Source organism: Anabaena sp. EIM26 (assembly GCF_057568715.1).
In genome coordinates this window covers 1,077,967-1,090,398 of record NZ_CM172472.1, presented here as the reverse complement: position 1 = coordinate 1,090,398, position 12,432 = coordinate 1,077,967, and the positions used below count along the sequence as shown (strand labels likewise).

Annotated in this window: 5 protein-coding genes; all 5 read left to right on the top strand. The window is 36.2% G+C overall.

Annotated features, from left to right (window positions below):
• Nucleotides 1-745 precede the first annotated feature (745 nt).
• The 5 genes from AC012T_RS04555 (at nt 746) to AC012T_RS04535 (ending at nt 12,332) form a co-directional block, all read left to right on the top strand.
• Complete coding sequence (locus tag AC012T_RS04555) at nt 746-1,879, top strand: RpoD/SigA family RNA polymerase sigma factor (protein ID WP_487063496.1); 1,134 nt, start codon at nt 746-748, stop codon at nt 1,877-1,879.
• Nucleotides 1,880-2,067: 188 nt separating this feature from the next.
• Nucleotides 2,068-2,562, top strand: a complete 495-nt coding sequence (locus tag AC012T_RS04550) for a GNAT family N-acetyltransferase (RefSeq protein WP_487063494.1) — start codon at nt 2,068-2,070, stop codon at nt 2,560-2,562.
• 142 nt (nt 2,563-2,704) lie between these two features.
• Nucleotides 2,705-3,955, top strand: coding sequence for a hypothetical protein (locus AC012T_RS04545; protein ID WP_487063492.1), 1,251 nt, complete (start codon nt 2,705-2,707; stop codon nt 3,953-3,955).
• Nucleotides 3,956-4,316: 361 nt separating this feature from the next.
• On the top strand, nt 4,317-6,617 hold the full coding sequence (locus tag AC012T_RS04540) for an FAD-dependent oxidoreductase (protein ID WP_487063490.1): 2,301 nt from the start codon (nt 4,317-4,319) through the stop codon (nt 6,615-6,617).
• A gap of 330 nt (nt 6,618-6,947) precedes the next feature.
• Nucleotides 6,948-12,332 carry an ATP-binding sensor histidine kinase gene (locus AC012T_RS04535; RefSeq protein ID WP_487063488.1) on the top strand — a complete coding sequence of 1,795 codons (5,385 nt, stop codon included), beginning with the start codon at nt 6,948-6,950 and terminating at the stop codon, nt 12,330-12,332.
• Nucleotides 12,333-12,432: the final 100 nt, after the last annotated feature.

Sequence of the window (12,432 nt, the reverse complement as noted above, 5' to 3'; positions counted from 1 at the left end):
CTTGGAGGAAATTGACCAAGCTCACTTAACTTTAACTGCTTAGATTACTACAGGTAAACTGTATTTCGCAATACTTTTATTACCAATCATACTTGATAAGTTTTAACTTGTGTAATCTACTAGACAAATTAATTTCCACGGTACGTGCAATAAATGTTTGATATTGGCTATACAAATGAACGTATCTGATATGTAAATAAAACGTTTTTTTATCTACTAAATATGGAGTATGCTTTTTCCACCTAATGATAGATATTAAATACTTTTTCTATGTGAGATGCTTTTATACAATTAAGATTGTCCGGATTTTAAGCTACCATTTTTGTAATTTGTATCATTTGGGAAGCTTCCACTTCTATCCTCTAAAACCAACAAAAATCTAGGAAAATACATGAAAATTTAAGACATAGCCTCCCTGAGATGGAATTTTTATATTTGTTAAGGTTGAGAATGTTTGAGGGGGTTTGACATATTTGGTGATCAATAAAAAAATGAGGAATATGTCTGCTGGTAGTCGAAAAAGATGGTATTTTGGGTGCAAAGACAATATAAATTGTATCTAAAAGTAACCAAAAGCATGACAGATGGATACAGATTTTCATTCCGACTGAGGAATTTTCAAGAAAATTGTATTTTGCTCTCGTTAATGGGTGTATTCATCCTTAAAGGAAAACTACCAAGCCTCAAATGAGCGGCTGTCACTAAATTATGTACCAAACAAAGCAACAATCCCGAAAAAAAACTTATGAATATTGCTGAATTGGGAACAATGGAAATACTGGAGAACGCTACTGATCATGAAGAACCATCACTTGATAGTTTGGATGCAGTAGTATTTGATGACTCTGCAATTGTAGAAAATTTGGAGTCAGAGGAACGGAATGGGGATGACATGGCAGCCGCTCGTCCTTCGGGATACAATAAAACCGAACATGACGATGCTGTAGGCGCGTTTTTTAAAGAAATGGCGCGTTACCCTTTGCTAAAAGCCGATGAAGAGGTGGAGTTAGCGAGGCGAGTTAGGTTTCTCGAAGAGGTAAAAGACTTACAAGCAGCTTTGGAATTGGAACTGGGACAGCAACCGAGTAAAAATGATGTTGCTGCTAAGTTTGAGATGACAGAAAAACAATTGGAAAGCCGCTTGTATCAAGGACGAGTAGCGAAGCGGAAAATGATTCGTTCTAACCTGCGGTTGGTTGTATCTATCGCTAAACGCTATTTAAACCGGGGAGTTCCTTTTTTGGATTTAATCCAAGAAGGTGCAATGGGCTTAAACCGCGCTACAGAAAAGTTTGATCCCGATAAAGGATATAAGTTTTCCACCTACGCTTATTGGTGGATTAGACAGGCTATTACTAGAGCGATCGCTAATGATGCGCGAACTATCCGTCTACCAATCCATATTGTTGAAAAACTTAACAAGCTCAAAAAAGCCCAAAGGGAACTCAAGCAAAAATTAGCTCGTAACCCTTCGGAAGCTGAAATGGCTGAATCTTTGGAAATTAGTGTTCAGCAACTGCGACAACTTCAACAACTGCGTCGTCAAGCGTTATCTCTCAATCACCGTGTCGGGAAGGAAGAAGACACAGAATTGATGGATTTGTTGGAAGATGAAGATAATCAGTCTCCAGAAGCAAAAATGAATGAAAACATGATGCGTCAGGAGATTTGGGAAGTTTTAGGTGATGTCCTCACTCCACGGGAGAAGGATGTAATCTCTCTGCGCTATGGACTGACTACCAGTGAACCCTGCACTTTGGAAGAAGTTGGGAATATGTTTAATCTTTCCCGTGAACGAGTGCGTCAAATTCAAAGTAAAGCTATGCGTAAGTTGCGTCGTCCCCATATAGCTAAACGTTTAAAAGGGTGGTTGATATAGCAGGAGTTCGGAGTTTCTCCTATGCCTACGGCACGGCTTCGCCGAACGGAGACGCTACGCGAACGGAGTTCGGAGGCAGGAGGCAGGAGGCAGAAGATTTAGATTGGAAAGGGAGTATCAGTCATTAGTTAAGAAAATTTATGGGCTTCGGTATAAACTATGGACTGTGGACTATAGATTAAAGACTAATGACTTTGCGTAGTGATTTGATTGTGCGTTTTGCTGAACCAAATGATTGTCATACTCTATTTGCGTTAATTCAGTGTCTGGCAGAATATGAGAAGTTATCTCATGCTGTAACGGGTGATGCTTCAGCACTAAAGGAGCATTTATTTGGTTCATCAAAATATATAGAGGCAATATTAGCAGAATCGGCGGGGCAAGCTGTAGGGTTTGCCCTATTTTTTCATAATTATTCTACTTTTTTAACTAAGCCAGGAATTTATTTGGAAGATTTGTTTGTTTTACCGGAATTTCGACGACAAGGTATTGGTAAAGCTTTACTAACTAAATTAGCAAAGATAGCTGTAGAAAGGAATTGTGGGCGCTTGGAGTGGAGTGTTTTAGATTGGAATGTGTCAGCACAGGCGTTTTATCGTCGTATGGGGGCAGATATTTTAGATGATTGGCGAATTTGTCGTGTGACAGCAGAGGGACTGACACAGTTAGCAGAGCAAGGTTAATCAGTTCTTAAATCATGACAGAGCTTTTTTGGAGTACCTTGATATTAGCTGTTGAGTATAAACCTAGTTGTATCGTTTATAGTCATAGTAAGAAATAACGGTACATCACCGTAGAAATAACTAACTGCTTACCCAAAGGTATATGAATACAAATTGCCCCTCCCAAGCAATGCAGACTAGTTTTCATGCTGCTCTCGGTGCTATGAGTGCATTTACAGAACTTTTTCAAGAACCACAAAATTTAACCAATTACCTAAACCAAATCCAACAAACGCCAGATCAACTGCTCCAAGATTTAGCCGCTAAAGGCAAAAATATGGAGGAAGACATGGCAAGTTTTGTCAAATCTCATTGTTGTGGATGCAAGCCAAAATCCTCCTATCCTCAGTATGTTGAACAAGCAGATGGACAGGCTTTCAATCAACCCTATGAGATTAAAGGGACGACAATGTATGGCTTTGCGATTGAGGCTTCAATGTCAAAGCTTCAGGATGTGTGTGACAAATATCTCAATAATCCTAGCAATGGGGAGATTGAATATCGTCCAGTGATGTCTCATGTCATTCTGACTATCAACAATTTAGACAGTTTAAGATCCATCAATCCTCCTGATTATGAAAAAGGAACAGTCCAAGAACAGGAAGTTGTGTTTTGGATGTTAACAGTAGTTGGGAAAAAGGTCGGGCCTGTGTTTGTCGCTGAACGTCTGGCTTGGTTCATACCCTACATCTATGTCAATAATGCCACTCCTCTAGTATCAGGGAGGGAAGTGTATGGCTTCTTTAAACAATTTGGGACGGTGCAGATGCCCAAAATTGATCAACCACCAGATTTATTTACTTTAGACACCTTGGTATTTAAGGAGTTTACCCCAGAAACCAAGGCGATAGAGGCTCGTTTATTGGAAGTCCGACGGATTTCCCAAGGAGAGAAACATCCCTCTGTCAAGACTTGGGAGAGTTTTGAAGAAGGAATTAGTGCGATCGCTAATTTACTATTTGACAGCAATAACGAAATACTTATCCCCGGTTTGGGATTACCATTCAATCTCCTTAACTACCTAATTGAAAAAATTGTCCCACTGGTTAACCTCAAACAATTCCGCGATGCCGAAGATAGTCGAAAAGCTTGTTATCAAGCCCTGATTGAATCCCCCATGCAATTACAAACTTTTCATGGTGGAGAACTTCTTGGCTTCGATGATTTTGGCGATAAATTTGAGTTAACAATCAATAAATTCGCCAGCCAACCCATCGTTCAAGAGTTGGGCTTACACACAGGATATTCTCCAGGTAGTGAATCCATACAAATTCCTATCAAAATAGCTTTCTTACTTAATTTCGATTTTAGTTTTCAAAATGGTACTACCGTATGGCAAGCACAACAAAAATAATTCGTAATTCGTAATTTGTAATTTGTAGTAAACCCTTAATAAATCCATTCCCCCTCCCTCACAAGGGTAGGTATTTTACATTGTCGTGAGGGCAAGACAAGGATGACAAGGAAGGACAGTGGACAAGGGAGGAAAACCGTGCAAAATCAGATTCTCTTGGTAACAAGAACAGTCCGTCAAAATACCATTGTGCGTATCAAATCTTCCTTGTCTACCTTCCCTCCTTGTCTTCCTAGTCCTGCCTTTACAGTTAATATTAAAAACCTACCCCTGTGAGGGGGTTAGGGGTGGGGTTTTTCGACACTCTCCATAAACGGAATTGATTGGCATACGCATATCTATTAAATCAGGAAAAATCATCATGTCAGAACCATATAACCCGAAAAAGATTGTCATCTTAGGTGGAGGAATGGCATCCTTAACTACAGCCTATGAATTAACCAGCCAACCAGGATGGAATAACCTCTATGAGATTACTATTTATCAAACAGGTTGGCGTTTAGGTGGAAAGTGTGCGAGCGGTCGGAATCTTAAACCCCATAAACCTGATCATGAACCTGATTACCGCATTGAAGAGCATGGATTACATATCTTTTTTGGATTCTATGAAAATGCCTTTAGTCTGCTCAATCAATGTTATGAAGAATTAGGAGGAAACGGCCCTTTCAGTACTATAGAAGATGCCTTCAAACCTCACAGTCTGATTGTGTTAGAAGAATACATAAATCAGCAATGGATAGACTTGCCCTTTGACTTTCCCACAAATTCCCTACTTCCCTGGGAAGGTGGTGGTAAATCTTCGATTTGGCAACACATTTGCACAACTATTAAATTTGTACTTCAGACTTATACAGAAATCAATGCTAAACAATCACAATCTAAAAATTGTTTAGAAACTCTAAATCAACAAATATCCCTTGGTAAAGAAATCATTGAATTTCTCTTAGAAGAAAGTCTCATTCAAGTTCCTAGCCAGTTAATACAACTCTTGCTACAAGAACCTAGCCATTGGGGAGAATGGTTAGAAAATATCAACAATAATTTGGGGAAAGTTTTCAAAGACCTTGATTTTAATTCAGAAGGAATGTTTCTGAATCTTGCTTATAATTTTGCTCAATTTCTTCCTCAGAACACCAAAAACCATAAAAGAGAACAGCATCAATTTATTCTGAAATTGATCAATCGCTTTACAGAGCATTTTAGTAATTATTTGGATACTGATGAAGAAGATTTTGAAATTCAGTGGCGGTTAACTCTGATTGATCTAGCACTAGCTAACATTCAGGGTTTATTTGTTGATGGAGTTCTTAATTATCGTAGTTTAGATCACCTAGATGAATATAACTATAAAGACTGGTTGAGGAAACACGGAGCGCGGGAATCAAGTGTTAATTCAGCATTTATCCGAGTTTTGTATGATCTCGTTTATGGCTTTCCAGAAGGGAACACCAACAACCCTCAATTAGCCGCAGGAACAGCTATTCGTATTCTCATGACCATCCTGTTCCAGTACAACGGGGCAATCATGTGGAAGATGCAAGCCGGCATGGGTGATACGGTGATTACGCCCCTCTATGAAGTCCTCAAACGTCGGGGTGTGAAATTTAAATTCTTCCATGTTGTCAAGGAGTTGCATCTTGATCAGAATCAGGAATCAATAGCTGAAATTGCGATCGCACGTCAGGTTAACTTAAAACATCCACAGCAGGAATATCAACCTCTCATCCCCGTCAAAGACCTGCTTTGTTGGCCTAGTGAGCCTCTCTACGATCAGATTGTAGACGAAGAAGCCAAAAAGCTCCAAGACAAGCAAATTAACCTAGAGTCATATTGGACACCTTGGCAAGATGTAGAAACATTTAAACTCACCAAAGGTAAAGACTTTGATATCGTACTTCTTGGTATTTCCATAGCGGCTTTACCTTCTATCTGTCAAGAAATACTCCAGGCTGAAAAAAATCCTGCTCATCAACAATGGAACAATATGTTGAATCGAGTCAAAACAGTCACCACTCAAGGTGGACAGCTATGGCTCAAGTCAACCCTGCCGCAACTAGGTTGGAAAATGTCTAGCCCCGTTCTTGGTGCCTATGTTGAGCCTATTGATGTTTACGCGGATATGAGTGATTTATTGCCACGAGAAAACTGGCCTTCGGAACATTATCCTTATAACACTGCCTATTTTACTGGCGTAATTGCAGACCCAGGAATTCCCCCCAGCAGTGAGTATGGTTTCCCCGCCCAAGAACAGATCAAAGGCGACGAAAAAGCTGTGAATTTCCTCACCAATCACATTGGACATCTTTGGCCTAATGCAACTCTCCCCAACAATCCTCAAGGATTAAACTGGGATTTGCTGATAGATTACCAAAACCGTCAAGGTGTAGAACGGTTTAAAGCTCAATATTGGCGAATTAACATCAATCCTACAGAGCGTTATGTACTTTCGGTTCCTAAAAGTACCAAGTATCGTCTCAAAACAGATGCATCTGGATTCAATAATCTTTACTTAGCAGGTGATTGGATCAATAACGGTTACAATTCCGGTTGTGTAGAAGCTACAGTTATGTCAGGAATGCAAGCAACGCGAGCAATTCTACAGCAATGCTTTCAAATCAAATATACAAAGAAAATTATTGGTGAATGGGATAACTGGATCTAGGGTTTGAATCAGTTGAACAAATCTGAGTATTTGTAGTATTTGTAGGGTGCGTTAGGACAAAAGTCTGTAACGCACCAACCGAAACTCCTAGTACATTAAATCAACTTAACGTAGCTATAGCCACATAAAATATATACGCTATACGTATGTCTCGGAAATCAAATATTGGTCTTATATACATACCAACTGACATATTGGTTAGGAGATCATATTTTAAGTTAAAGAAAATGGAGCTTCTAATAATTGTGGAGACTGCTATATTTATAGATAATTAGGATTTCTAAGGCTACGTCTTTCAATTAACAACAGTCCAGAGTGTGATGATAAGCCATGATTAATTTATCTAATTACAAAATTTTAAAGTTAATTTATAATGGATACAAAACTACTGTTTATCAAGCCAAAAGCAATGAGGATGATAAATTAGTGGTCATTAAAATCTTAAATATAGATTATCCCAGCCTAAAAGATATTGCTAAATTAAAATATGAATATGATCTCCTGAAAAATTTAGATATAGAAGGAGTCATCAAAGCTTACAGTCTAGAAAAATATAATAATAGTTTTGCGTTAATTTTAGAAAATTTTGATAGCATATCTATTGATAGTCTAATTAAAGAGCAGCAAATTGAATTGTTTGATTTTCTACAAATAGCAATCGAAATCACCCAAGCAATAGGCGAAGTTCATCAACATCATATTATTCATAAAGATATTAAACCAGCAAATATTCTTGTTCACAGACAAACACATCAAATTAAAATTATTGATTTTTCTATTTCATCTCTTCTCCCCAAAGAAAAACCTAAATTTAGTAATCCTGATTCGCTAGAGGGAACCCTGGCTTATATATCCCCAGAGCAAACAGGAAGGATGAATCGTTCGCTTGATTATCGTACCGATTTATATTCTTTGGGAGTTACTTTTTATGAAATGCTCACGGGGCAATTACCCTTTGAAGTTACTGATCCAATGGAATTAATACACTGTCATATTGCCAGACAGGCAGTACCAGTAGATCAGTTAAAGCCAGAAATTCCCCAGGTGATTTCTGCAATTGTTATGAAGTTACTGAGTAAGACGGCTGAAGAAAGATATCAAAGTGCTTTTGGACTCCAATATGATCTGGAAAACTGTTTGAATCAGCTAGAAAATATTGCTCAGATATCTAGCTTTCCAATTGGACGACACGATCAATCTAGCCAATTAGAAATTCCAGAGAAACTTTATGGTCGGGAAGCAGAAATAGCAACTTTATTAACAGCCTTTGAGCAAGTAAATCAAGGACAAAAAGAGTTGATATTAGTTGCTGGTTATTCAGGAATTGGTAAATCGGCTCTAGTCAGCGAAATTCATAAGCCTATTATCCAAAAGAAAGGCTATTTTATTACAGGTAAATTTGAGCAATTCAAACGTAATATTCCCTATGCTTCTCTTATTCAAGCTTTGCAAGAATTGATTAGACAATTACTGACAGAAAGTGAAGCACAGTTAGCGTCTTGGAAAGACAATTTATTAAAAGCATTAGCTCCTAATGCTCAGATTATTATTGATGTCATTCCAGAAATAGAATTAATTATAGGTAAACAACCATCAGTACCTCAACTAGCCCCAAATGAAGCTCAAAATCGCTTCAATTTGTTTTTTCAAAAATTCATAAGTATCTTAGCTAAAAAACAACACCCATTGGTTCTATTTTTAGATGATTTACAATGGGCAGATTTAGCTTCTCTCAAATTAATTCAATTATTATCTACAGATATAGAAATTCAAAATTTATTAATAATTGGAGCTTACCGAGATAATGAAGTAGATAGCACTCATCCCTTAAATTTGACTTTACAAGAGATTGAAAAAACTGATGTTGTCATCAGGACAATTAATTGTCAACCTCTAAGAATTACCGATATATATCAATTAGTTATTGATACCCTTAAATGTGAATTAGAAAGAGCCAAACCCCTGGCAGATTTGATTTTTAATAAAACTGGTGGTAATCCCTTCTTTTTAACTCAGGTACTTACTTATATTTATCAAGAAAATCTACTTTCATTTGATTTTAATACAGGTAATTGGCAGTGGAGAATTGAGCAAATTCAAGAAATAGGTATTACTGATAATGTTGTCGAGTTAATGCTCGGTAAAATTCAAAAATTACAGTATTTTACTCAAAATACCCTCAAACTTGCTGCTTGTATTGGTAACAGATTTAATTTAGATATCCTCTCTGTTATTAACGAAAAATCACAGAAAGATACAGCAGAAGAATTGTGGGAGGCTCTAGAAGTTAGTTTAATTTTGCCTCTTGATAATATTTATAAATTACCTCAATTTTTAGAGCAAGTTAATGATTTTATAATTGACTATAAATTTCTCCATGATCGAGTACAACAAGCAGCTTATGCATTAATTCCAGAAGAACAAAAAAAGGAAGTTCACTTAAAAATTGGTCAGCTACTTTTAAATAATTTAGACAAAATATCAAGAGAAGAAAAAATATTTGATATTGTCAACCATCTAAATATCGGTGCTGAATTAATTTATTCCCAAGTAGAAAGATATAATCTAGCTCAATTAAATCTGATAGCTGGAAGCAAAGCTAAGGATTCTACTGCTTATGAATCTGCTGTTAAATTTTTTAAACTGGGCTTAGAAATGCTGGCAGATGATAGCTGGCAGACTCATTATGAATTGACACTCAACCTTTATGTAGAAACAGTAGAAGCAGAGTATTTAAATACAAACTTCGAGCAGGCAGAAACTCTGTTTAATGTTGTTATACAACATAGCAAAAATATTCTTGATACAGTTAAAGTATATGAGAAAAAAATTCAATCTTACGTTTCTCAAAGTAGGATGCGAGAAGCATTAGATATAGATTTACAAGTTCTGGAAATGCTCGGAGTTACCTTATCTCAAACACTGCCGGTAGAAGTGAGCATTGAGGAGTTTGCTAATCTGCCAGAAATGACTGACCCTAGAAAACTAGCGGCGATGAGAATGCTGATTACAGCAATACCTCCTGCCTATTTTACAGAACCTACACTTCATCCATTGATTGTTTTTACCATGATTGAGCTTTGTCTCAAGTATGGAAATTCATCTTTAGCAGCGCACGCTTATGTTTCCTATGGGCTAATATTAATAATGATACCTAAACCTCTTCGGAATATTGAATTAGGATATCAATTCGGTAAATTATCTTTACAGCTTTTAGAAAAGTTTGATACCAGAGAAATAAAGCCTAAATCCTTTACGGTTTTCAATATTTTTGTTAAACATTGGAAAGAACATATTAAAACAACAATAGAACCACTACAAGAGGGATTTAAACTTGGTGTAGAAGCGGGAGATTTTGAATATGCAGGATATAGTGGTCTATTATTTTGTATGCATCAATTTTTTGCTGGAGAAAATTTAGAATTAATTGAGCAAATCCAATCTCCATATATAAGTTTTACACAAAAAATAAAACAAGATTATTTTAGTTTTTCCCTAAAAATATTCAGACAGACAATATATGAATTTATTAGAAGAGAAGCCAACGAATCCTATTTAGAAGGTGAAATTTTTAACAATTCCATGATGCCTAAGTTGGCAGGAAATAACACAGCTACTTTTTATGTATATTTCGGGAGAACCATTCTTTCTTATTTCTTCAAAAACTATAATACGGCTATTGCTAATGCTCATTTAGCTAAACAATATGAAGTTGGCATCAATGGAACTGTTTACGTAGTACAGTATAATTTTTACTATTCTTTAGCACTTCTTGCTCGCTGTTTGGAACGCAATTTTGAGCCAGTTTTAGAATATGAAAATGAATTAAAAGAAGTTTTAGAAAAAGTAGCAGCAAATCAAGAGCAATTGCAGGAGTGGGCTTTTCATGCACCAGTCAATAACCAGCACAAGTATGATCTTGTAGAGGCCGAAAAAGCCAGAGTTTTGGGACAAACTCTAGTAGCAATGGAATATTATGATCAGGCTATTAAGGGTGCAAATAATAATGGATATATTCATGAAGAGGCTCTAGCTTATGAACGCGCAGCAGAATTTTATCTCGCTTTGGGAAGAACTGAGTTTGCTTCATTATACATAAAAAAGGCTCACTATGGTTATACGCGTTGGGGTGCGATCGCTAAAGTTAAAGATTTAGAGTCAAGATATCGAGAGTTAATTTCTCAGTCATCCACAACAAATAAAACACATACAACAGAGGCAACAATTACTGTATCCGCTACTACTTCTAAAACAAATAATCTGGATTTAATAACAGTTATTAAAGCATCACAAGCACTATCTGAAGAAATTCTTCTGGATGAGTTACTAGAAAGTTTAATGCAGATTGTGATTGAAAATGCTGGGGCTGAAACTGGTTATATGATTTTAGAGAAAGAAGGCAATTTGTTTATAGAAGCTAAAAAAGGTGTTGACGAAAACGAGTTTAAATCTCATCAAATAATTGGCGATGATGACCAATGTCTACCTGTATCTTTAATTAGATATGTGGAAAGAACTAGAGAATATATAGTGATTAGTAATGCTACTTCTGATGGAATATTTACAACTGATCCTTATATTATTAAAAATAAAGTTAAATCTGTTCTATGTATGCCTATTGTTCATCAAGGTAAACTTATTGGTATTCTCTACCTGGAAAATACTTTGATTGTGGGAGCGTTCACACCCAACAGATTACAAGTATTAAAAATACTATCTTCTCAAGCAGCTATTTCTTTAGAAAATGCGCGACTCTATGCAAATTTAGAGGAAAAAGTTATTGAAAGAACTCAGGAATTAAATGAAAATAATCGCAGATTACAAGAAACGCTAAGTGAGCTTAAATTTACACAAGCCCAACTTATTCAAACTGAAAAGATGTCTAGTTTAGGGCAAATGGTTGCAGGTGTTGCCCATGAAATCAATAACCCGATTAGCTTTATTTCTGGTAATTTAACTTACGTTAATGAGTATGTACATGATCTACTTGCTTTAATTAAACTTTATGAAGAAGTATATCCTCAGACTGTACCCAAAATTAATGACTATATGGAAAAAATTCAACTTGATTTTCTGAAAGAAGACATACCTAAAACTCTGTCTTCTATGAAAAACGGTACACAGCGTATTACTGAAATTGTGCTGACATTACGTAACTTTTCCCGACTTGATGAATCTGATATGAAGCTTGTCAATATTCATGAGGGAATTGATAGTACTTTGGTGATTTTGAAGAGTCGTCTCCAAGCTAATGGGAAGAGTTCTGCTATTGAAATTATTAAAAATTATGCTGATTTGCCTAAAGTTGAATGTTATGCAGGACAATTGAATCAGGTATTTATGAATATTCTAGTTAATGGTATTGATGCTTTAGATAATTTCCATCAGGAACAAAGAGTAGCAGGTAATAATCATCAGCCAACTATTATAATCTCCACGAAAATAGTAACTCCTGATTGGGTAACTATATCCATTAAAGATAATGGAAAAGGGATGAGTGCAAGTGTTAAAGAAAAGATATTTGATCCCTTTTTTACTACGAAACCAGTGGGAGAAGGTACTGGCTTAGGATTATCCATAAGTTATCAAATTATTGTGGATAAACATCATGGTAAGATTGAGTGCATTTCTGAGCTTGGAGAGGGAGCAGAGTTTGTAATTGAAATTCCTCTACAACAAAAGCAGTCGGTAAATGCTATCAATCAAGTTATTTAAACAATATTTAACCTTTAAGCAGAAACTTTAATTAATATTAAGATATTAAATTAATAGATTCAAATTTACTGATTTTGAAAGTGAAGTTTGACAGCTTGTC

Excerpts from the sequence above, each read along its gene's own strand:
- AC012T_RS04550 (WP_487063494.1), top strand. The coding sequence starts at position 2,068 with ATGACTTTGCGTAGTGATTTGATTGTGCGTTTTGCTGAACCAAATGAT.
- AC012T_RS04545 (WP_487063492.1), top strand. The coding sequence starts at position 2,705 with ATGAATACAAATTGCCCCTCCCAAGCAATGCAGACTAGTTTTCATGCT.
- AC012T_RS04535 (WP_487063488.1), top strand. The coding sequence starts at position 6,948 with ATGATTAATTTATCTAATTACAAAATTTTAAAGTTAATTTATAATGGA.
- AC012T_RS04555 (WP_487063496.1), top strand. The coding sequence starts at position 746 with ATGAATATTGCTGAATTGGGAACAATGGAAATACTGGAGAACGCTACT.
- AC012T_RS04540 (WP_487063490.1), top strand. The coding sequence starts at position 4,317 with ATGTCAGAACCATATAACCCGAAAAAGATTGTCATCTTAGGTGGAGGA.